The 21,423-nt window shown below is 67.8% G+C and carries 17 protein-coding genes; 8 read left to right on the forward strand and 9 right to left on the reverse strand.

Going from position 1 to position 21,423, the window contains the following annotated elements; translation table 11 throughout:
• Positions 1 to 129: 129 nt before the first annotated feature.
• The gene (locus IT182_09630) at positions 130 to 1,236 is read left to right on the forward strand and encodes an SGNH/GDSL hydrolase family protein (GenBank protein MCC6163595.1); all 1,107 of its coding nucleotides are present in this window, start codon (positions 130 to 132) and stop codon (positions 1,234 to 1,236) included.
• An 8-nt stretch (positions 1,237 to 1,244) separates the two neighbouring features.
• Here the strand turns inward: IT182_09630 and IT182_09635 are convergent, their stop codons facing one another.
• The 6 genes from IT182_09635 to IT182_09660 form a co-directional block, all read right to left on the reverse strand.
• Positions 1,245 to 2,453: an ABC transporter permease gene (locus IT182_09635; protein ID MCC6163596.1), complete on the reverse strand. Its 1,209-nt coding sequence runs from the start codon at positions 2,451 to 2,453 to the stop codon at positions 1,245 to 1,247.
• Positions 2,453 to 3,199, reverse strand: a complete 747-nt coding sequence (locus IT182_09640) for an ABC transporter ATP-binding protein (protein ID MCC6163597.1) — start codon at positions 3,197 to 3,199, stop codon at positions 2,453 to 2,455. Before IT182_09640 ends, IT182_09635 begins: the two co-directional genes overlap by 1 nt.
• A gap of 23 nt (positions 3,200 to 3,222) precedes the next feature.
• Positions 3,223 to 4,506: an efflux RND transporter periplasmic adaptor subunit gene (locus IT182_09645; protein ID MCC6163598.1), complete on the reverse strand. Its 1,284-nt coding sequence runs from the start codon at positions 4,504 to 4,506 to the stop codon at positions 3,223 to 3,225.
• Complete coding sequence (locus IT182_09650; protein MCC6163599.1) at positions 4,503 to 5,966, reverse strand: efflux transporter outer membrane subunit; 1,464 nt, start codon at positions 5,964 to 5,966, stop codon at positions 4,503 to 4,505. Before IT182_09650 ends, IT182_09645 begins: the two co-directional genes overlap by 4 nt.
• A gap of 76 nt (positions 5,967 to 6,042) precedes the next feature.
• Positions 6,043 to 7,305 (reverse strand): HAMP domain-containing protein, encoded by a 1,263-nt coding sequence (locus IT182_09655; GenBank protein ID MCC6163600.1) that lies wholly within the window; start codon positions 7,303 to 7,305, stop codon positions 6,043 to 6,045.
• Positions 7,306 to 7,309: 4 nt separating this feature from the next.
• Positions 7,310 to 8,011: a response regulator transcription factor gene (locus IT182_09660; GenBank protein MCC6163601.1), complete on the reverse strand. Its 702-nt coding sequence runs from the start codon at positions 8,009 to 8,011 to the stop codon at positions 7,310 to 7,312.
• Positions 8,012 to 8,217: 206 nt separating this feature from the next.
• On the opposite strand from IT182_09660, the gene IT182_09665 reads away from it, so the two are divergent.
• Positions 8,218 to 8,904, forward strand: a complete 687-nt coding sequence (locus tag IT182_09665; GenBank protein MCC6163602.1) for a hypothetical protein — start codon at positions 8,218 to 8,220, stop codon at positions 8,902 to 8,904.
• A gap of 25 nt (positions 8,905 to 8,929) precedes the next feature.
• Here IT182_09665 and IT182_09670 read toward each other — a convergent pair whose 3' ends face one another.
• Positions 8,930 to 10,015 carry a CpaF family protein gene (locus IT182_09670; GenBank protein ID MCC6163603.1) on the reverse strand — a complete coding sequence of 362 codons (1,086 nt, stop codon included), beginning with the start codon at positions 10,013 to 10,015 and terminating at the stop codon, positions 8,930 to 8,932.
• An 89-nt stretch (positions 10,016 to 10,104) separates the two neighbouring features.
• Positions 10,105 to 10,866, reverse strand: coding sequence for a ThuA domain-containing protein (locus IT182_09675; protein ID MCC6163604.1), 762 nt, complete (start codon positions 10,864 to 10,866; stop codon positions 10,105 to 10,107).
• A gap of 123 nt (positions 10,867 to 10,989) precedes the next feature.
• Between IT182_09675 and IT182_09680 the strand changes: the two genes are divergently transcribed.
• From IT182_09680 to IT182_09700, 5 genes are all read left to right on the forward strand, one after another.
• Positions 10,990 to 12,531 (forward strand): TldD/PmbA family protein, encoded by a 1,542-nt coding sequence (locus IT182_09680; GenBank protein MCC6163605.1) that lies wholly within the window; start codon positions 10,990 to 10,992, stop codon positions 12,529 to 12,531.
• Positions 12,532 to 12,533: 2 nt separating this feature from the next.
• A complete protein-coding gene (locus tag IT182_09685; protein ID MCC6163606.1) occupies positions 12,534 to 13,877 on the forward strand; it encodes a TldD/PmbA family protein in 1,344 nt (447 codons plus the stop codon).
• A 38-nt stretch (positions 13,878 to 13,915) separates the two neighbouring features.
• Positions 13,916 to 14,761 (forward strand): carbohydrate-binding family 9-like protein, encoded by an 846-nt coding sequence (locus IT182_09690; protein ID MCC6163607.1) that lies wholly within the window; start codon positions 13,916 to 13,918, stop codon positions 14,759 to 14,761.
• A gap of 21 nt (positions 14,762 to 14,782) precedes the next feature.
• Entirely contained in the window at positions 14,783 to 15,625 is an 843-nt protein-coding gene (locus tag IT182_09695) for an arylamine N-acetyltransferase (protein ID MCC6163608.1), read from the forward strand.
• A gap of 66 nt (positions 15,626 to 15,691) precedes the next feature.
• On the forward strand, positions 15,692 to 16,711 hold the full coding sequence (locus tag IT182_09700; protein ID MCC6163609.1) for a hypothetical protein: 1,020 nt from the start codon (positions 15,692 to 15,694) through the stop codon (positions 16,709 to 16,711).
• Positions 16,712 to 16,768: 57 nt separating this feature from the next.
• Here the strand turns inward: IT182_09700 and IT182_09705 are convergent, their stop codons facing one another.
• Complete coding sequence (locus IT182_09705; GenBank protein MCC6163610.1) at positions 16,769 to 20,662, reverse strand: cadherin-like domain-containing protein; 3,894 nt, start codon at positions 20,660 to 20,662, stop codon at positions 16,769 to 16,771.
• Between the two features lie 225 nt (positions 20,663 to 20,887).
• On the opposite strand from IT182_09705, the gene IT182_09710 reads away from it, so the two are divergent.
• Positions 20,888 to 21,418 carry a hypothetical protein gene (locus tag IT182_09710; GenBank protein ID MCC6163611.1) on the forward strand — a complete coding sequence of 177 codons (531 nt, stop codon included), beginning with the start codon at positions 20,888 to 20,890 and terminating at the stop codon, positions 21,416 to 21,418.
• Positions 21,419 to 21,423: the final 5 nt, after the last annotated feature.

The following is a 21,423-nucleotide window of genomic DNA, read 5'->3' on the forward strand; positions in this document are numbered from 1 at the left end:
CCGGCAACCGGCAACCGGCAACCGGCAACCGGCAACCGGCAACCGGGACTGACTGCCGGATGAATCCGGCAGCTCATATGGAGGACCCGACATCGCGGCATTCCCGACATCGCGGCATTACCATCCCCCATGGCCATTCGACTCTGCCTGTTGCTCCTGACCCTGATGCCGCTCGCCGTCGGTGCGCAGCCGGCCGCCGACGCGCCGCAGCCGGTGCGGTGGCACGCCGTGACGCAGGATCTGCTCGACGGGCAGGGCTGGCGCGAGACGGCGCGGCCCTTCGACAGGCTGCCCGCGCGGGCCGAGGGTGTGGTCAGGCAGCCGGTGTGGGACCTGTCGAGACACTCCGCGGGGCTGAGCCTGCGCTTCACGAGCGACGCCACGCGCATCCGCATCAGGTGGACCGTCACGCTCGATCGACTCGCGCTGCCGCACATGCCGGCCACCGGCGTGAGCGGCCTCGACGTGTACGCGAAAGATGGCGGGGCGTGGCGATTCGTGGGAGGCGCGCGGCCCACGCAGTCGCCGACCAACGACGCGGAGGTCATCACGGGCATGGCGGCCGTGTCTCGCGAGTTCCTCGTCTACCTGCCGCTGTACAACGGCGTGTCGCAGCTCGAGATCGGCGTGCCCGAGGAGGCCGCCTTCCGCTTCGAGCCGCGCGCCTCGTCCCGCCCGCTCGTCGTCTATGGCACGTCGATCACGCAGGGCTGCTGCGCCAGCCGGCCCGGCATGGTGTACACCGCGATCCTCGGCAGACGGCTCGGCGTCCCGGTGATCAACCTGGGATTCTCCGGCAACGGCAAGGCGGAGCCCGAGATGGCGCGCCTGCTCACCGAACTCGATCCGGCGGTGTACGTGCTGGACTCGCTCCCCAACATGACGCCCGAGCAGGTCGTCGAGCGCATGCCGGCGCTCATCGAGACGATCCGCGCCGCGAGGCCGCACACGCCCATCGTGCTCGTCGAGCACCTGCTCTATCCGAACAGCCGCTTCCGCCCGCAGAAGGCCGCCGACATCGCCTCGTCCAATGCATCGCTCAGGCGCATCCACGACGCGCGACGCAAGGCCGGTGACAGGTTCATCACCGTCGTGTCGAGCGCAACGCTGCTCGGCACCGACGGCGACGGCACCGTGGACGACAGCCATCCGACTGAACTCGGCTTCGAGCGCATGGCCGACGGCCTGGAGCCCCACCTGCGGCGCGTGCTGCCACGGGAGCCGCGCGCACGTTGACGCTGGGGCTACTCGTGGCGGAGGGCCTCGATGGGATCGAGCTGCGCCGCGCGCCTGGCCGGCAGGTAGCCGAACAGCACACCCAGGCCCGCCGAGAACGCAAAGGCGATCACGTTGATGCGCGTGTCGAACACGAACGGCACCATCATCGCGCCCGACAGCACGATTGACGCGATGGTGGCCAGCGCCAGACCGATGACGCCGCCGAGCGACGACAGCGTCACCGCCTCGATGAGGAACTGCGACAGCACTTCCCGCTCGAGGGCCCCGATCGCCAGGCGCGTGCCGATCTCGCGCGTGCGCTCGGTGACCGACACGAGCATGATGTTCATGATGCCGATGCCGCCCACCAGCAGGCTCACGCCGGCCACGGCGCCGAGCAGCATCGTGAGCAACCTGGTCGTTCCCGTCATCGTCTGGGCGATTTCGCGCGTGTCGAGCACGTTGAAGTCGTCGTTCTCGCCCGCCGTGATCCGCCGCCGTTCGCGCATCAGTTCTTCGATCGAGGCCTTGACGCGATCGGTGGACGCACCGTCGCGCGCGGCGACGGTCAGTTGGCTCACGTTCTGGTTGCCTGTCACGCGACGCTGGAGCGTCCGCAGCGGGATCACCACCGTGTCGTCCTGGTCGCGCCCCATCGACGCCTGGCCCTTCGAGGCCAGCAGCCCGATGACGTCGCACGTGAACTGCTTCACGCGGATGACGCTGCCGACGGGATTGGCGGCGCCGAACAGCTTGTTCCGCACCGTCTCGCCGATGACGCACACGGCTGCCCCCGATCGCTCCTCGGCTTCGGAGAAGACACGGCCTGACGCGATCGTCCAGTTGGCGGCGGTGAAGTAGCCGGACGTGGTGCCTGTCACCGACGTCGTCCAGTTGCGCGCCATGGCCACGACCGTCGTCGACTGGCTCGCGCTCGGCGCAACCGCACGCAGGCCGCTGACCTGATCCTCGATCGCCCTGGCGTCGGCGACCTTGAAGAGGGGCGCTGACGACCCGGCCGATCCCGGCCCGCCTCGCTGCCCAGGCATCACGATGAGCAGGTTGCTCCCCAGGCTCGCGATCTGCGCGGAGACCGACTGCGTGGTGCCGTTGCCGAGCGTCACCATCGTGACCACCGCCGTCACGCCGATCCCGTGGCCGAGCATGGTGAGGACCGACCGCAACTTGGTGCGGGCGAGTCCGCGCAGGGCGAGCAGGATCGTGTTGAGCAGCATCAGTGCACCGGCTCCTTCCGTGTGTCGCGATCGATGAGGCCGTCAACGAAGTGGATCGTGCGGTCGGCATGCGCGGCGATGTCCGGCTCGTGCGTGACCATCAGCACCGTGATCCCGCGACCGCGATTGAGCGACGTGATCAGATCCATGATTTCGCGGCTGCGCTGCGTGTCGAGGTTGCCCGTCGGCTCATCGGCCAGCAGCACGTCGGGGTCGGTGACGAGCGCGCGCGCGATCGCCACGCGCTGCTGCTGGCCACCGGACAGTTCACCCGGCGTGTGCGTCGCCCACCGCGTGAGGCCCACGAGTTCGAGCGCCTCCATGGCGCGCCGGTTGCGTTCGCGGCTGCCGACGCCGCGATACAGCATCGGCAGTTCCACGTTCTCGAGCGCCGTGGTGCGCGCCAGCAGATTGAAGCCCTGGAACACGAATCCGAAGCAGTGCCGGCGCAACAGCGCCCGCTGGTTGCGCGACAGGCGGTCCACCTGCACGTCACGGAAGCGGTAGTGCCCGGACGAGGGTGTGTCGAGGCAGCCGAGGACGTTCATCATCGTGGACTTGCCCGATCCGCTGGGCCCGGTGATCGCGACGAACTCGCCCCGGCGGATGGAGAAGCTGACACCGCGCAACGCCTGGAACGCCGACGACCCTTCGCCATAGGTCTTGGTGACGTCGGCGATGTCGATGATGACGTCGCGTGGCTCGATGACAGGGGCCGGCGATGGCGCAGCTGCCGCAGGCGCCATCGACTCGCGTTCGAGCGTGAGGGTCATGACTGCGTCCCCGCGACGTATTCGGTGATCACCTGATCTCCATCCGCCAGTTCGCCAGACGTGACTGCCGTGTGGCGCCCATCGCTCTGCCCGACGGTAACCGACACGCTCACCGCCTGTCCGTCGCGCAGCACCCAGAGCGCGCGCGAGCCGTCAGTGGGCGTCGCCTCCGTCTGTCGCGGCGTCTGCTGCGGGGGACGAGGCATGATGCTGAATCCACGACTCGCCGCGGCCGTGGCTGGCGGCGTGAAGCGCAGGGCGGCGTTGGGCCCGAGCAGCGCGTTCTCGACGGATGCCGTGGCGATGTCCGCCGATGCCGTCATGCCGGGTCTGAGGCTGAGATCGTCGTTCTCGACCACCAGCACCGTCGCATACGACACGACGTCGGTGGTCGTCGTGGCGCCGTAGGCCACGCGCGTCACGGTGGCCGTGTACGTGCGGTCCGGATACGCGTCGACGCTGAACGTCGCCGCCTGACCATCGGCCACGCGGCCGACATCCGCCTCGTCCACGTCCACCTCGAGCTCCATCTTGCGGAGGTCCTCGGCAATGGTGAACAGCGTGGCCACCTGGAGCGATGCCGCCACGGTCTGTCCGGGTTCGACCGATCGCTTCAGCACGACGCCGTTGATGGGCGACCGGATCGACGCCTTCGAAAGATTGATCTGATCGGAACTCAACGCCGCCCTGGCCTCGGTGACGGTCGCCGCCGTACTGGCACGGTCGGCCTCGGCTCGCGCGAGCGTGGCTTCCGCGCTCTCCATCTCGGCCTTCGACGGTACCCTGCCGCCCGACAGTCGCGAGACTTCGCGAAAGCGGTCGAGTGCGGCGGAGGCTTCCTTCACCGTGGCCTCCGACTGCGCCAGGCGTGCCTGCGCCGACGCCAGCGTCGCCTGCGATCGCGTGATCTGGTCGCGCAGGCGCTCGGTGTCGAGCCGGGCCAGTTCCTGTCCCTTCTTCACCGTCTGGTTGTCGTCGACGAACACCGACTCGACCAGGCCTGACAGCTCGCTGCCCACCTCGACGGTATTGGTCGGCTGCAGGTTACCTGTCGCGGCCACCTTCACGTCGAGACGGCCGCGCGTGGCTGCTTCGGTGACGTATCGGGTGGATGCCGCCGCCGCGGCTGCCTGCTGTGCGCGACTCTGCCAGATCCACACGCCACCGCCGACGAGGCACGCGACGACGACCCAGGTGACGAGGCGCGTCAGGCGACGCGATCCGGTGTCGTTGGCGAGAATGGCCGAAAGGTCGGCCCGGGACTGTGTCGTCGTCTTCATGATGTGGCCTTCTCCGCGAGTGTCGCGGTCGTCGCCTCGAGCGACCAGCCGCCGCCCATGGCCTTGTAGAGCTGAATCACGGCGTTGAGGCGTTCACCTTCGCCCTGCGCCACGCTTTCCTGCAGCGTGAGCACAGAGCGTTCCGTGTTCAGCACGGTCTGGAAGTCGGTCAATCCGGCGCTGTACTGGCTGCGCGCCAGGAGCACCGCGTTCTCGGCCGCCGTTGTGGCCGCCCGCAACGACTGCAGGCGCTGCCGCGTGGACTCGAACGACACGAGCGCCGACTCCACGTCTTCGAGCGCCGTGAGCACGGTGCTCTCGTAGTTCACGACCGCCTGTTCCTGTACGGCGTTCTGAATCGCGATCTGCTGGCGGATGCGCCCGCCGTCCAACAGCGTCTGCGCGAGGCCGGCAGCCATCGACGCCACGGTGGTCGTGCCACCCGTCATCGCGCCGGTGAGCACCTCGACGCCGAGCGTGCCGGACAACGAGAACCGCGGGTGGCGCCGAAGACTGGCCTGCGCGAGACGGGCGGTCTCCGCCACGATGCGCAATTCCGCCGCGCGTACGTCGGGACGCTGCCTCAGCGTGTCTGCCGGAATGCCCACGGCGATTTCTGCAGGCACGGACGGCAGCGGCGCTGACCGGCGCAGCGACTCGGTCAGCGTGCCTGCGGCGGCACCCGTCAACGTCGCAAGGCGATAGGTCGCCTGCGTGATGCCCGCTTCAAGCGCGGGGATCTGCGCGCGTGTCTGTTCGACGTTCGTTCGCGCCTGCTCCACGTCGATGCTGCCCACCAGACCGGCCTGCGCACGAAAGCCCGTGAGTTCGAGTGTCTCTGCCTGGCTGGCTTCGTTGCGCCGCGCGATCTCCAGCCTGGCCTGCAGGGTCCGCAGCTCTGCGTAGCTCAGTGCGACTTCGGCTGCCAGCGATACATGCGTGGCCTGCAGGTCGGCCACCGTCGCCGCGAGATCGGCGCGCGCGGCATCGATGCCGCGACGCGTGCCGCCGAAGACATCGGGTTCCCAACTGGCATCCAGGCTGGCGCCATACGACCCCGTGAGTACGTTGTTGGTGACTGTCTGCGATCCATCCGGCGAGAACACACGGTTCGCGCTGCGCCGCCCGCTGGCCGATCCCGAGGCCGAGACCGTCGGCCACAGGTCAGCGGCAGCCTGGGCCTGCTGCGCGCGTGACTGCCGCAACCGCGCCTGCGCAAGCTGTACCGTCGGGCTCTCGTGGAGCGCGCGTTCGATGAGGGACGTGAGCGTCTCGTCGCCGAGGTGGGTCCACCACTGCGAGAGGTCCTCGGCGCTCGTCGTGACGACGCCGTGTGCCGTCGATGTCCAGGCAGACGACTGCGCCGGCGCCGCCGTGACCGGCACACCGGCCCGTGCCACACAGCCCGCCGTCAGGCCGGTGAGGATGATCAGAGAGAGTCGAGCGTGGATGTGTGCCATCGCCATGTCCTGATCGGTTGGACGATGGCGCGCACACGATGCCCGTCACGACGTGTCGCGGTTGTGTAAAGAAATGTCAGCGCGGCAGACGGATCGTCACGCGCAGGCCGCCGCCGGCCGCGTTCTCGGCCGCGATCGTCCCCTCGTGGAGCGCAATCGCACGGCGCGCGATCGCCAGTCCGAGCCCCACGCCGCCGGACGACTGGCTGCGATCGATGCCGACACGGTGAAACGGCGTGAAGATGCGTTCGATGTCAGTCGCCGGTACGCCGGGCCCGTGATCGCGGATGCTGATCGTGGCCGCGTCGTCGGCCTCATCGATCGCCACCTGCACGCGCGTGCCGGCGGGCGTGTGTCGAACCGCGTTGCGCAGCACGTTGTCCACGGCGCTGGCGATGAGCGTCGCGCGCCCGTTCACCGTCGGATGGGCCGACACGACGACGTCCACGGCCTTGTCCTGCTGCGACGCCTCGAAATCCGCATCCGCGGCAACGTCGCGCACCAGGGCGGCCAGGTCGAGGCGCGCGGCCGCTTCAGCCGTCTCGTCGTGCTCCGCCCGCGCGAGCGACAGCACGCGACCGATCAGGTCGTTCATGCGATCGGCTTCCGTCTCGATCCGCGCGAGATCGGTCTCGGCGGCCGACCCCGCCTTTCGGCGTGCCAGTTCCAGCGCGACGTGCAGGCGCGCGAGCGGCGATCGGAGCTCGTGCGAGATGTCCGAGAGAAGCTGGTTCTGCGCGGTCACCAGGGCTTCGATGCGCCCGGCCATCGCGTTGAAGTCGCGGCCGAGGTCGCCGATCTCGTCGTGCCGCACGGACGTGGCTGCGCTGGCACGCGCCTGCAGGTCGCCGGCCGCGAGACGATGGCTGGCGTCGCGCACGTCGCGAATGGGACGCGCAAGGGACCGCGCCACCAGGAAGCACACGATGCCGGAGACGAGAATGGCCAGCACCACCGCGGTGTAGGGGAACGACGGGCGCAGTCGCAGATCCCTGAAGCCGTCGAGCGCGGTGCCGGCGGCGGTGAACGACGCGCCTGCACCGTCAGTGACGACGCGGCGCGTGGCATGGGTCGCGGCCGCGTCTCCACATACGAGCTGCCCCGATGCGTCGACGAGAGACATCGCCATGCGACCGCGCTCGGCGAGCACTGCCATGTACGCGTCGCACGCCTCCTTCCCTTCACGCTCGAAGAGACCCGCGGCGACCAGCCCGTGCTGGTGCAGATGGTCGGCGAAGCGCACGCTCGACCCCTCGTTCGGCAGGACGGCGAACGCGGCGATGAGGACGGCGAAGATCAGCCAGAAGCTCAGGAAGATCGTGAGGGCGATGCCGCGCATGGAGTCACCGTCCTCTCGCCGATACCGTGTAGATGTAGCCGATGCCGCGGATCGTCTTGATGCGTTCGTCGCCGCCGGCGCGCGGGCCGAGCTTCCGCCGCAGACGGCTGATGTGCATGTCGACGCTGCGATCGAACGGCTCGAACCGGCGGCCGAGGACGTGCTCGGCGATGGCCTCGCGCGTCACGGTCTGGCCCGCGTCGGCGAGGAGCGCGCGCAGGATGTCGAACTCCACGGCCGTCAGGTCGACGAGTTCCCCATTGCGATCCACCGTACGCGCCGCTGGGTCGAGGACGACGTCATCGACCGCCAGGGTCTCGCGATCGTGACCGACAAACGGGGTCTCGACGCGCCGGAGCACGGCGCGGATGCGCGCCGTCAGCTCGCGGGGATTGAACGGCTTGGGGACGTAGTCGTCGGCACCGATCTCGAGTCCGACGATGCGATCGATGTCGGCACCGCGTGCGGTGAGCAGGATCACCGGCACGCGCGACGTCCGCCGCAGCGCGCGCAACACGTCGAAGCCGTTCTCGCCTGGCAGCATCACGTCGAGGATCACGAGCTGGTATCCGCCGGTGGCCGCGCGTGCCGCCGCGTCGGCCCCGCTCGCGAGCGTGTCGATCTCGAACCCCTCCTGCCCGAGCAGTTCGCTCAGCATGCCGGTCAGCTCGACATCGTCGTCGACGATGAGCAGGCGCGTCGCCATCCCGCCGCACTATGCCCGATGCCGAGGCGCGACTCAATCGCGACATCGACCGAGAACCGCCGCCGTCGTACGTCTCTCGGCGCGTGGTAAGGCATCTCCCCGTCGTTGCCTGACGCTCAGGCGTCGAGCAGTGCGCTCGCCGTCCGGACGAAGGCACGACGTCCTCGTCAAGCGGAGATCGCCATAGGCATGGCAATCTACCACCCATGGATCAGGTAGGGCTCGTCGAGATGGTGGGCGCCGCGGCGTTCTTCGGCTATCTCATCTGGGCCTTCATCTTCATGCAGTTCCTGCGCGACAGGATCATGCAGCGCATCGGACGGGCACTCGGCACGACGGTGGCCGAATCGTACGGCCAGGACGATGCGGCAGGCCTGATCATGGCCAACAACACCGCCGGCCTCTACGAGGGCGATCCCGACGCACCTGTCACTGCCCGGGTGGGTGTGGCCATCGCCGACTTCGTCGTGCTCGTCCTCGGCATCATGGGACCGTTCACGATGCTGGGACTGTGCGGTTACTACCTGGGCGACAGCGGACTGTTGTTCCGCTGGGAGGGCATGGTAACGGGCACGTCGGTCCGCATCGTCTCGCTCGAGCCGGCGGAGATGCGCAACGGCACCGGTGAGATCTCGGTCGTCATCGCCAACCAGGGCACGGTCACGGCGCTGCAGTGCCGGGCGGGCAAGGCCGACTATACGTCGGCGGATGGGTACACGAACGCGTCGAGCAAGGACACACTGTTCGATCTCGCGCCCGGTGACTCCCGGACGACAATCCTCACGCTTCACTCGCCGCGACCGGTACCCGGCACGCATCGTCTGCGGATCGAGGTCGAGTGCCGCTACCGCACGAAAGACCAGGTCTCCACCACGCTCCACGTCGTCGATTGACGGCAACGCGGAGGGCTTCGGGGCGTCACTCGTCGCGGCCGGCGAGTATCGCGTCGGTGCTGGAACCGGCAACGAGCTTCAGCTTGTCGAAGAACTTCGGCCTCCGGCCGCTCGCGACGAACTCGCCGACCGCTCGGCCGTCCTTGTCGTAGCCGTCGAGGCGATACGTGAACAGCGGCTCCAGCACCACCTGCCCGTCCTCGACGCGGCTGACTTCGGTGATGTCCGTAATCCGGCGGACGCCGTCCTGCATGATGTGATGCTGCAACACGAGATCGACGCTGTTGCTGATCTGTCGCTGGATGGCCCAGAGGGGCATCTCGAGGCCTTTCGAGAGCAGCATCAGCTCCAGTCGTGCGATCGCATGTGCGGGCGTGCTCGCGTGCAGGACAGCCATCGATCCGTCGTGCCCGCTCGTCATCGCGTGCACCATCTCGAACGCTTCCTCGCCGCGGATCTCGCCGACGATGATGCGGGTGGGCCGCATGCGGAGGCTGTTGCGGAGGAGGTCGCCGAGCGAGATCGCTCCGGCACCTTCGGCATTGGCGCGCCGCGCTTCGAGGCGCACGCAGTGCCGCACGGCGAGGTCGAGCTCCGCCGTGTCTTCGATCACCACCACGCGCTCGCCGCCGCGGATCTCGTTGGCGAGGATGCCGAGCGTGGTCGTCTTGCCCGACCCCGTGCCCCCGGCGAACACGATGTTGAGGCGGGCGCGGACGGCGCACGAGAGGAACTCGGCCATCCCCCATGTGAGCGTGCCGCGGTCGATGAGGTCGCGCAGCGTGCGCACCGCGTGCGTGAACTTGCGGATCGTGACCGCGGATCCCTGCAGCGACACGGGGGCGATGCAGACATTGACGCGCGAGCCGTCTTCCATGCGGAAGTCGGCCATCGGCGTCCGCGCGCTCACGCCGCGCCCCGACGCCACGACGAGGTTGTCCACGAGCAGGTCGAGTTGTGCCGGCGTCGCGAACACCGACGGCACCTCCTGCATGCGGCCCTCGCGCTCCACGAACACCTGTTGCGGCCCGTTGATCATGATCTCGGTGACCGACGGGTCGTCGAGCAACGGCCGGATCGGCGCGAGGCCGGGTTTGTCTATCAAACGCATGGGGGAATAGTACGTTCAACCGGGCACCGGGCACCGGGCACCGGGCACCGACATTCAGCATTCGGCATTCGGCATTCCCGGCACTACTGTTACTTTGCCGCCCAGACCACCGCGCGCGTCACGAGGTCCAGGTAGGCTGGCTGATCCATCGTCTCGGTGTGGTGACCGAGCGAGGTGACGAACACGCGCGCCTTGCCGTGTGTGTTGGTCCAGATCACCGGGTACGTCTTCTTCGACTCGACGCTGTATGCCTGCGCCAGCGGCGTCATCGTCGGCCACGTGCGTTCGAGCTCGTAGAGCTCCTCCGACGGGATCGTCCACGGGCTCGGCACACCACGCATGAGCGGGTGCGAGGGATCGATGACCTCGATCGTGAGCGGGCGCTGCGAGTCGTGACGCAGGCTGAACGCGCCCATCAGCTCGCTCCACGCGCGCGTCGTCGAGCGGCGATAGCTGTGCACGCCGCCGTGGAGGATCACAGCGCCCACGCCGCTGTCGCGATGCGCGGCCGCGAGGCGCTCGATCCACGGCACGTCGACCACGTGCGAGAACGACATGTTGTAGAGGACGACGTCGACGTCGTTGGTCCAGGCCGTGTCCTTGTGGCGATCGATGAGCGTTTCCGTCGACTTTCCGGCGGTGTGATCGATCGTCCACGTGACGTTGGCGCGCTGCGAGATGCCGGGAGGCAGGACGGCTTCCTGCTTCACGAAGTCGTGGAACCCGCCGCCCGTGACGTAGAGCGCGCGAATGGGCGTCTGGCGGGCTTGTGACGACTGCTGCTGAGCACGCGCGGACAGGCCGAGGCATGCCGCGACAAGGGCGAGCGCGACGATCGCGTGTCTGGACATGATGCGGATTATGGCATCGTGGACGGCCGGGCTCGGAGAGCCCGACCGTCGCGGCATTCTCGTCCCTGCTGTAGGATCGCCGCGTACTCCAGCAGGACGCTTGTCCATCGAGGAACGCCGATGATCGATCGTCGTCAGTTCGTGCAGTCAATGGTGGCGCTGGGAGCGGCGTCGGCGGTGTCGCCGGAGGTGCTCTTCGGGCAGGGCGCCAGCGAGCTCCGCAATCTGGCCGACGCGGCGCTGGCCACGGCCACATCGCTCGGCGCGTCGTACGCCGACATCCGCATCAACCGCTACAGGAACCAGTTCATCTTCACGCGTGACAGGCGCGTGCAGAACATCGTCAACACCGACGACTACGGCTTCGGCATCCGCCTCATCGTCGACGGGACGTGGGGCTTTGCCAGCAGCAGCGTGGTGAGCCGGGACGAGATCGCGCGCGTGGCGGCGCAGGCGGTGGCCATCGCGAAGGCCAACCGCGCGATCAACGCGGACCCCGTGCGGCTCGCACCCGTCGAGAAGTACGACACGACCTGGAATACGCCGGTCAAGAAGAGCCCCTTCGACGTGCCGCTGCAATCGAAGCTGGACCTGCTGCTGCAGATCCACGAAGAAGCGTTGAAGGTGCCCGGCGCCAGCTTCGTGGCGGCATCCATGCAGTTCGTGAACGAGCAGAAGTACTTCGCGTCGAGCGAGGGTTCGCACATCGAGCAGTCGCTGATCCGGTCGTATCCCTCGTTCAGCGTCACGGCCGTCGACAAGGCGAGCGGCAAGTTCTACTCGCGGCGGGCGCTCACGTCGCCGATGGGCATGGGCTACGAGTACGTGGAGTCGTACCCGCTGCTCGCGGAGGCGCGCGTGGCGGCCGAAGAAGCCGTGGCGACGCACAAGGCCAAGCCCGCGCCCGTCGGATCGAAGACGCTCATCCTGCACCCGTCGAACCTCTGGCTCACGATCCACGAGTCTGTCGGCCATCCCACCGAGCTCGATCGCGCGCTCGGCTACGAAGCCAACTTCGCGGGCACGAGCTTCCTCACCACCGACAAGCTCGGCACGTTCCAGTTCGGCGCGAAGATCGTGAACCTCGTGGCCGACAAGACGCAGGAACACGGCATGGCCACCTGCGGCTACGACGATGACGGCGTCAAGACGTCGCGGTGGCACCTGGTGAAGGACGGCACGTTCGTCGACTACCAGACGACGCGCGATCAGGCGCACCTCATCGGCCAGAAGACGTCGCACGGCTGCAGCTACGCCGACAGCTGGGGTTCGGTGCCCTTCCAGCGCATGCCCAACGTCTCGCTCGAACCGGGGACCAAGGATGTGAGCGAGGCAGACATCATCGCCGCCACCGACGACGGCGTGTACGTGAAGGGCGATTCGAGCTTCAGCATCGACCACCAGCGCTACAACTTCCAGTTCAGCGGCCAGACGTTCTGGGAAGTGAAGAACGGCCGCATCACGACGCAGTTGCGCGACCTCGCGTACCAGGCCAACACGCCGGAGTTCTGGAAGGCGTGCGACATGCTCGGCGGTCCGTCGACGTACGCGCTCAACGGCGCGTTCAGCGATGGCAAGGGCCAGCCCGTGCAGATCAACTCGGTCAGCCACGGCTGTCCGATCGCGCGTTTCTCGGGCGTCAACATCCTCAACACCGGACAGTAACCATGATCTGGACGAGAGAACAGGCGAAGGCACTCGTCGACCGCACGCTCGCACTGAGCAAGGCCGAGCACACGACGGTCGCCATCGACGGCAGCGAACGCGCCAGCGTGCGGTTCGCGCGCAACTCCGTGTCCACGGCAGGCGCCACCGCCGACGTGGGCCTGGCCATCACCGCGCGCTTCGGCAAACGGTCGGGCACGGTGACCACCGCGCGCTTCGACGATGCCAGCCTGCAGACGGCGCTGCGCAACGCCGAGGAAATCGCGAAGGCCTCGCCGGAGAACCCCGAGGCGATGCCGCTCCTCGGGCCGCAGCAGTACGCCTCCTCCTCCGCGTACTTCGACGATACGGCGTCTGCCACGCCGGACTGGCGCGCATCGTCTGTCGCGACGGCGATCGATCTCGCGAAGAAGAAGGACGTGGTCACAGCGGGCTTCGTCGAGACGCAGGCGGCGATACGCACCGTGGCCAACTCCGCCGGCCTCTTCGCCTACGACAAGTACACCGCTGCCGCCTACAACCTCACCGCGCGCCTGCCCGATGGGTCAGGCTCGGGATGGGCCTCGAGGGCGTACAACCAGTTGTCGCTCCTGCGCCCCGACGTGCTCGCCGAGACGGCCATCAGCAAGGCCGCCACGGCGCGCAATCCGACGGGCATCGAGCCTGGCGTCTACACCGTCGTGCTCGAGCCCGCCGCCGTCGCCGACATGGTGGCGTACATGTTCTTCTCCGCCGCCGCGCGGCAGGCAGACGAAGGGCGCAGCGCGTTCGCCAGGCGTGGCGGCGGCAACAGGATCGGCGACACCATCGTCGGCGAGAACGTGCGCATCCACACCGACCCGTCGCACCCGCTCGCCCCGACGATGAGTTTCGATGGCGAGGGGCTGCCCACCGAGAAGCGCGTGTGGGTGGAGAAGGGCGTGCTCCAGAACCTGATGTACACGCGGTTCTGGGCGGAGAAGATGGGCAAGGCGCCCACCGCGTCGCCGTCGAACCTGATCATGGACGGCGGCACCGAGACCGTCAGCGATCTGATCGCGGGCACGCGCCGCGGACTGCTCGTGACGCGGTTCTGGTACATCCGCCCGCTCGATCCGCAGACGCTCCTGCTCACGGGACTCACGCGCGACGGCCTGTTCCTCATCGAGGACGGCAAGGTGACGCGCCCGGTCAAGAACATGCGCTGGAACGAGAGCCCGATCGTAGCCCTGAGCAACGTCGACGCGATGACGGCACCGGAACGCGTCGTGAGCGGCGAAGGCATCGGCGCGTCGGGGTTGTCGCTGGTGTGTCCCGCCGCGCGCATCAGGGAGTTCCGGTTCTCGAGCGGCTCGGACGCCGTGTGATGCGTCGCCGGCATGGCGTGCTCGCGGCGGTGCTGGTGATGTGCGGCGGCGTCCTTGCGTCGGGTCAGGAGTGGGCGTTCCCGTGGCCGCAGGGCCGCATCGCGCAGTACACGGCGAAGCGCGCCACTGGTCCGATCGTGATGGACGGACGCCTCGACGAGGCCGACTGGCAGCACGCCGAGCGGTCGCCGCGATTCTCCGATCTGCTCGCCGGACGCCCGGGGGTCCACGACACGCGCGCCGCCGTGTTGTGGGACGACACGCACCTGTACGTCGGGTACTGGATCGAGGAGCCCTTCGTCGCGGCAACGCTCACCGAACGCGACGCGCCGATCTACAAGGACAACGACGTCGAGCTCTTCATCGCGGGACGCGACGCGTACTACGAGTTCGAGATCAACGCGTTCGGCACGATCTACGAAGTGTTCTTCGTGTGGGAGCAGCAGTATGCGTCGAGCGGATATGCCGCGCGGCCCGAGTTCGATCGCGCGCGCGACGGCGTGCGGCCGTTCAACGGCGTGGGCCTGAAGAACCATCCGCGCGGCCGCCGGATCGGCTACTGGAACTGGGACATGCCCGGCCTTGTCACGGCCGTCCACGTCGACGGCACGATCAACGACAACTCGGACAGGGATCGCGGCTGGTCGGTGGAACTGCGGATCCCGTGGAAGTCGCTCGAACCCCTCGCGATGCCAGACGGCCGCTCGCTACCACCGCGCGACGGCGACGTCTGGGCGATGGACTTCTCGCGCTTCAACACGTACAAGGAAGCCGCCCCCGCGCGTGACCCCGGCGGCTGGGCGTGGAGCCCGCACGGCGTATGGGACTCGCACGTCCCCGAGCTCTTCACGCGCGTCCGCTTCTCGGCCGAACGGGTACGGTAGGGCGCTTACGGCAGTTCGGCCATGTCCACGCTGCCTCCGTTGTCCGACGCACAGGTGCGCCGCTATCTGGCTCGGGTTGGCCATGCGGGTTCGATCGCGCCGACGCTCTCGACGCTGCGCGCACTGCATCGCGCCCATCTGTTGGCGATCCCTTACGAGAATCTCGACATCCACTTCGGCGTACCGATCGTGCTCGATCCCGAAGCGATGTTCGAGAAGCTGATCGACCGGCGGCGCGGCGGCTGGTGCTACGAGATGAACGGCGTGTTCGGGCGCGTGCTCGAGACGCTCGGCTTCCGGGTACACTACCTCGCGGGTGCCGTGGGCCGCGCCACACGCGGCGAGCAGGCCGAGGGCAACCATCTCGTGCTGCTGGTCACACTCGGTCAGGAGTGGATCGTCGACGTGGGCTTCGGCGACGGGTTCCTGACGCCGCTTCCACTCGAACCCGGCCGCTATCGCCGCGGCTTTCTGCGATTCGGCGTCACGCGCGCCGGGGAACGCTGGCGCGTCGACAACCACCGGTTCGGCGGTGCCGACGGTTTCGACTTCATGCGCACGCCACGTGCGCTCGACGCGTTCGCCGCGAAGTGCCACGATCTGCAGACCTCGCCCGAATCCGGGTTCGTCCGATCGACAGTGTGCCAACGCTTCGTTGGCTACGGCCTGGTGACGCTGCGCGGCGCCACCCTGCGCGACGTCACGCGCGCGGGCGTGACGAGTCGCGTGCTGCGCGATGCCGACGAGTTCGTGCAGGTCCTCGCCGACAGATTCGACCTGCACCTGCCCGACGCCGTCACGCTCTGGCCGAAGGTGTGGGCCAGCCACGAAACCTGGCTCGCCACGACGCCCGGTGCCCGCTGACCGGTTGCCGGTTTGCCGGTTGCCGGTTGCCGGTTGCCGGTTGCCGGTTGCCGGTACACTTCCCCCATGTCCCTCTCCCCCTCGCTTCGTCTCGGCAGGCGCGCGGCGCTGCTGAGTGGTCTTCTTCTGGTCGCCGGCCTGCCGGCGGTGCACGCGCAGGTCCCGGGACTCACGGGCACGCTCGTCGTGACCAACAAGACGCCGTCCACGGCGACGGTCGTCGACGTCGCATCGGGGCGCACGCTGGCCACGCTGCCCACGGGCACCAACCCGCACGAGGTCATCGTCACCACCGACGGTGCGCTGGCTGCGATCACCAACTACGGCGGCGAGCGGCGCACGCTCACGGTGATCGACGTCCCCGGCCTGAAGGTGGCGCGCACGATCGACCTCGGCGAGCATCGCGCGCCGCACGGGATCGCTGGCCTGCCCGGCAATCGCCTGGTAGCCGTGACGTGCGAGCTGACGCGCGCCGTGCTGATCGTGGACATCGTCGAGGGTGTGGTGCGTCACGCGATCTCGACCGATGCCGGCGGATCGCACATGGTCGGCGTGACGGCTGACGGGGCGTTCGGCTACACCGGCGACATGCGCGACGACAGCGTGACGCGCCTCGACCTGACGACGAACCGTCTGGTGCGCAGCTACCCGGTACCCGGCGTGCCTGAAGCCATCGACGTCACGCCCGATGGGAAGGAAGTCTGGGTCGGCAGCAATCGCCTGGGTCAGGTGAGCGTGCTCGATCCGCAGACGGGCGCCGTGACGACAGCGACGACGGGCATGAAGTGGCCGTACAGGATGCTGTTCACGCCTGACGGGAAGCAGGTGATCGTGCCCGATCCCACGCTGAACATCGTGCGCTTCATCGACCGCGCCGCACGTAAGGAGATCGCGACACTTCCGCTCGCGGGCGCGCCGCAGGGCATCACCATCACGCCGGACGGACGGTACGCCTTCCAGTCGCTCAGCGCCGAGACGCGCGTGGCGATCATCGACCCGGCGTCGCGCACCGTCGTCGGACACCTGTCTGTCGGCGAGACGCCCGATGGCGTCGCGTACACGACGCGCGTCGTGCCGGCGCGCTGAAACGGAGAGCGCACGGGCTGACGCCCGTGCGCTCCATCCTGATGTCGCGAGTTGCCCCTACTGCAGGCGCGTGGCAGGCAGGCTGACGCCGGTCTTCCAGGTTCCGGTCCCGAGCGACCAGTAGATGGACTCCTCGACGACGATCGGCGTGGCATTGAGGCTGTCCACGCGCGCACTGAATCGCCTGTCTCTGGCGGTCGGGAACTCACCCGCCACGTTCAGCGTCTGTCGGCGACCGACAGGGACCATGTACTCGCGACTCTCCGAGGGCGTGCCATCCTCGAATGCGATGGTCACGCGCACGATCGCGTCGGCGTCCGACGGATTGGCGACCAGCAGATACGTCGCGGCCCCCTGCGGTCCGCCTGCCACGCCGTCGCCCATGGCGAACGAGAGCGCTGGCGCGAGCAGACCGGTACCGCCGTGGCCCTCTTCCCACCCGGGCTGCCCGTTGGTGGACCACCACATCGCGCGCTCGGCGATGATCGGCACATCGTTCTTCGACGTCACGTGCATGCCGAGACCCGTCCAGCTCTCCCAGTCGTGCTCCTTGTCGAGCGGGACCGTCACACGACTCCTGGGCCCGACGATGTGTGTGCGCGTCACCCCTTCACCATGGTCGGGGAGATACCGTACGTCGACCTCCGCCGTCGTGTCCGAGGGGTTGACCAGGAGGAGGAACGAGTCGAAGAACGGACCTGCCGAGCCCTCGGCGAAGAACCACTCCGTGCCGATCCCGGGCGATCCGAAGGACGTCTCGCCGGCTTCGAACCTGCCGTCGCGAATGATGTAGGTCGCGCGCTCGGCGACGAGGGGCGCCGACGCACGCACCACCGTTCCGAAGCCCTGATCCTGCAGTTCAGGTCCTTCCTGATTGACCCACACCGTCTGGCGCGAGTGCTTCGGCACGAAGTAGCTGCGCATCACGGAGTAGCCGTTCCCCGATACGAGGTACTCGACGTCGGCCGTGATGTCCTCCTCGGTCGGGTTGGTGAGCAGGAGGAACGTGTGCAGTCCTTCGTGCGTGGTGCCTTCCGCGAAGTACCACGTGGGCGAGAGGGGCATCGCGCGTTCCGCCGTCGCGCCTTCGCCGCGGCGGTTCCACGTCATCGTGCGGTTGCTCACGACGGCCTCGTCGGCTTCCACGCGGATGCCGAACGCGTGGTTCTGCAGACCGGCAATCATCGACGTATCCACCGTAAGGCGACCCTGCGGGCGGCTCCTCACCAGGTGCTTCACGACGGTCGCGTCGTCCAGATAGAAGGTGAGCTGGACGGCCGACTCGAACGGCGCGGGGTTGTAGAAGTTCAGCCACGTCGTGAACGGATCCTGCGCGGTACCTTCGGCAAAGAAGATCCCGTGCTGGCCATTCGGATGCGTGTTGGCTTCGAACTCCTCGAAGTTGCTCTTGCCGTCGCCGTCGGGGTCACTCGCGGCGTCGTTCGGATCGTGCGGATCGAGTCCGTAGAACTCCTCCCACACGTCGGGGATGCCGTCACCGTCGGAGTCGACGGTCGGCGCCGAGGGATCCATCGGATTGGTCGGATCGGGTGCCGGCGGCTCCGGCTGACCGGGCTGCGTCGGCTCCGTGGGTTCGGTCGGCGTCGGCTCGGGACGCTCGTACGGCGTGTAGGCCTTCACGAGCGTGCCGTTGCCACCGGGCAGGACCAGTTGCACGTCGAGCGGATGACCGGCCGGCAGCGGCGGCGTCACGAACCTGACGATGGAGTCGGACTCCACGACGACCTTCGGAGCCGGCACGCCGCCCACCAACACCGTGGGCGTCACGCCAGGCGTACCCGGCAGCGTGAAGCCGGCGCCGTGGATGCTCACGAGCGTCCCACCCTCTGCGGGGCCTGACGCGGGATAGATGTGCGTCACGTAGAACGGCGGCGGAACGACGTTCACCACGAACGTCCGCGTGGTCGTCACCTGACCATCGAAGACCTCGACCGTCACCGTGACCGGGCCCTGCTTGTAGGGCACCGGCGTGATGGTGAACGTGCCCGTCGAGCCGCCACCGTAGGTGACGGTGCTCGTCTGCGCCGTACCAGGCACGCTGCTCGTGACGGTGATGCTGATCGGCTCCGATTCGCCTGGACCTGGAGACAGGCTCGTCAGCGTGATCGTCTGCGGACCATCGCTCCAGTGCATCGTCAGATTCGTGGGCTGATCGACAGTGGGCGCGTCGTTCACCGGCGTCACCGTGAGGTCCACCGTCGTGACGGCGCTGGTCGCGAGGCCGTCATTGGCGCGATAGGTGAACGAGTCGGGGCCGAAGTAGTTCGCGGGCGGCGTGTAGACGAAGCTGCCGTCGGCGTTGAATGACAGCGTGCCGTGCGTGGGCCCGCTCACCTGTACGGCCGTGAGGGGGTTGACGTCAGCATCGGTGTCGTTGGCGAGTACGCCAAGCCCCGCATTGACGGTGAGTACGCCGTCCTCGGCCACCGTGTAGGTGTCGGTGACGCCGACAGGCGCGCTGTTGGGCGTGATCACGTCGTTGTCGGCCGCCGCGTTGTTGGATGGGTCGAGGTCCGTGACGCCCACCCCGACGGCGATGCTGGCGGGCATCGAGAGCGTGCCTGACGCGCCCGTCACGGTCCCCGTGACCGTGTAGATGGCGCTGCTGTTGGCCGCCAGATCGACAACCTGGCTGATCGCGCCGTTTCCGCTGGCGACAGGGCACGCCCCGCCACCTGACAGGGCACACGTCCATGTGACGTTGCTGAGGCCGGCAGGCGGCGTGGCCGTCACGGTGGACCCATTGACGGCGACGTTGCTCAGGTTGCTGGCCGTGATCGTGTAGGTCGTGGTCTGACCGGAGATGACACCCGTCTGACCATTGTCGACGTCGACCTTCAGGTCGACGAGCGTGTTGTTGGTGACGCTCGTGTTGACCACGGGTCCGAGCAGTGCGGGCTCGTTGGTACCCTCGATGCTGTAGTTGCCTGCCGCGATGGTGCCCGAGGCGCCGCCGTTGACGTTGACGACGATGTCGATCGGATGGAGCTGGTCGACGGGCAGCGTCCCGATGTTGCACGTGACGACGCCGGCCGACTGCGTGCAGCTGTTGAGAGAATCGCTCACGGAGACGAAGGTCGTCTGCGGCGGTACCGTGAACTTCACGACGCCGTTCTGCAGGTCGCCGGTCCCCTGGTTGCGCGCCGTCAGGTGGTACGTCATCTGGCCGCCGGGATTGACCTGCGCTGGGGCGGTCGCGATGACGCTCGGACCTGGAATTTGCGATCCGAACGCGTCGACGTACACCCATCCCGCGTGGCCACCCGGCGAGCAGCGCGAGGCGATGGCTTCGAGCTCGATCTCGTCGCCCACGGCGAGAGACGCATTGCCCGGCGCGATGTCCACGATCTGCCAGTCGGTGAAGGTGTAACCACTGTGGGTCTTCCACGGCACGCCTGGTTCGGCGGCATACGACATTCGCTCGTAGAGCACCGCGTTCCCGCGCGACTTGTTGCGCACGATGATGAAGAACCATGCCTGCTGGTGGCCGGCATGTGAGCCGTCGGCCAACACCGGCGCGTACGCGAGCCGGATGTGGACCTTGCCGTCGAGGCTGTCCACGTCAGACGACTGGACCGTCGTCGATTGCTTCAACGCGTTCGCATTGTTGCTGCTGCCCGCGTAGTTCACGACGGCGGCGAAGTCGCCGAACCGCGGTACCTTCAACTGGTTGTTCGTCTCGGTGACCGAAACCGAGAAGGGACCACTTCCCAGCGTCCCGACCACGAATGTGTTGTTGGCACCGCCCGTGTTCCTGACGATGCTGCTGGCCCCATACGGTGCGGAGCCAGTCAAACTGGGGTTCAGGAACGTGGTGACAGTCCAACTCGACAGGTTTCCGTTCTCGAACCCACCATTGGTGAACAGGGCGAGACTTCCAACGCCCGATGCGACGATGGCGGACAGGACCAGTCCGACACGCCAGCGCAAGGCAACCGATTTCCGCATAACCACTCCGAAAGGCTGGGGTCTTCCGAACACGCCAGTCATTGGCGCGCAGAACTCCTGCCTCCGCACAATCGGAATTCGGGACCATTTCTTGAAACGCGTTTCGTGTGGGCCGGGCTGTGAAAGGAAATCCGGAGGATCGCGCTTGGTGGGGTAGAGAGAATGCCGCGATGCCGGAATGCCGCGAATGAGGGGAATGGAGACAACATGCGCACACGACGAATCCTGACGGCGGGACTGCTGGCGGTGGCGATCCTTGCCCTGCACTCAGGGGCGGCCTTCGCGCAGAAGGCGGCGGCAACAGCGGCGGCGGAGAGGAACGTCACGGGGGGCACCGCGACGCTGGGATCCGAGCGCCTCACGTACACGGCCGGCGTCGCCTGGTTCGACAGGTACGACGACAGCGACGATCGGATCACGATCGCGTTCTTCGATCGCACGCCGACGCCCGCGATGCGCAAGAGCCGAGACGCGGCCGATGAGGCGCCCGGCAGGCTGGTACTGCACCTGAAGCGCGGCGCACCGCTGACCATTGCGTCCGTCACGTTCTGTTTCGTCGGCGCCGACTTCCCCGTCGATGGTGCGATCGGCAACAACGCAGACGCGCGGGGCTGCGGCCTCGCGGTGTTGAGCGGCACGGCGAAGCCTGGCGGGACCGTCACGGCGCAACTGAAGGGGACCGGCCCGGGCAAGCCCTGGACGTGGGACCTGCGCGTGAATCTGCCGATCGAACCGTAGTCACG

The sequence above is a fragment of the Acidobacteriota bacterium genome, from assembly GCA_020845575.1.
In the GTDB taxonomy this organism is placed as follows: domain Bacteria; phylum Acidobacteriota; class Vicinamibacteria; order Vicinamibacterales; family Vicinamibacteraceae; genus Luteitalea.

Excerpts from the sequence above, each read along its gene's own strand:
- IT182_09630 (MCC6163595.1), top strand. The coding sequence starts at position 130 with ATGGCCATTCGACTCTGCCTGTTGCTCCTGACCCTGATGCCGCTCGCC.
- IT182_09635 (MCC6163596.1), bottom strand. The coding sequence starts at position 2,453 with ATGCTGCTCAACACGATCCTGCTCGCCCTGCGCGGACTCGCCCGCACC.
- IT182_09640 (MCC6163597.1), bottom strand. The coding sequence starts at position 3,199 with ATGGCGCCTGCGGCAGCTGCGCCATCGCCGGCCCCTGTCATCGAGCCA.
- IT182_09645 (MCC6163598.1), bottom strand. The coding sequence starts at position 4,506 with ATGAAGACGACGACACAGTCCCGGGCCGACCTTTCGGCCATTCTCGCC.
- IT182_09650 (MCC6163599.1), bottom strand. The coding sequence starts at position 5,966 with ATGGCACACATCCACGCTCGACTCTCTCTGATCATCCTCACCGGCCTG.
- IT182_09655 (MCC6163600.1), bottom strand. The coding sequence starts at position 7,305 with ATGCGCGGCATCGCCCTCACGATCTTCCTGAGCTTCTGGCTGATCTTC.
- IT182_09660 (MCC6163601.1), bottom strand. The coding sequence starts at position 8,011 with ATGGCGACGCGCCTGCTCATCGTCGACGACGATGTCGAGCTGACCGGC.
- IT182_09665 (MCC6163602.1), top strand. The coding sequence starts at position 8,218 with ATGGATCAGGTAGGGCTCGTCGAGATGGTGGGCGCCGCGGCGTTCTTC.
- IT182_09670 (MCC6163603.1), bottom strand. The coding sequence starts at position 10,015 with ATGCGTTTGATAGACAAACCCGGCCTCGCGCCGATCCGGCCGTTGCTC.
- IT182_09675 (MCC6163604.1), bottom strand. The coding sequence starts at position 10,866 with ATGTCCAGACACGCGATCGTCGCGCTCGCCCTTGTCGCGGCATGCCTC.
- IT182_09685 (MCC6163606.1), top strand. The coding sequence starts at position 12,534 with ATGATCTGGACGAGAGAACAGGCGAAGGCACTCGTCGACCGCACGCTC.
- IT182_09690 (MCC6163607.1), top strand. The coding sequence starts at position 13,916 with ATGTGCGGCGGCGTCCTTGCGTCGGGTCAGGAGTGGGCGTTCCCGTGG.
- IT182_09695 (MCC6163608.1), top strand. The coding sequence starts at position 14,783 with ATGTCCACGCTGCCTCCGTTGTCCGACGCACAGGTGCGCCGCTATCTG.
- IT182_09700 (MCC6163609.1), top strand. The coding sequence starts at position 15,692 with ATGTCCCTCTCCCCCTCGCTTCGTCTCGGCAGGCGCGCGGCGCTGCTG.
- IT182_09710 (MCC6163611.1), top strand. The coding sequence starts at position 20,888 with ATGCGCACACGACGAATCCTGACGGCGGGACTGCTGGCGGTGGCGATC.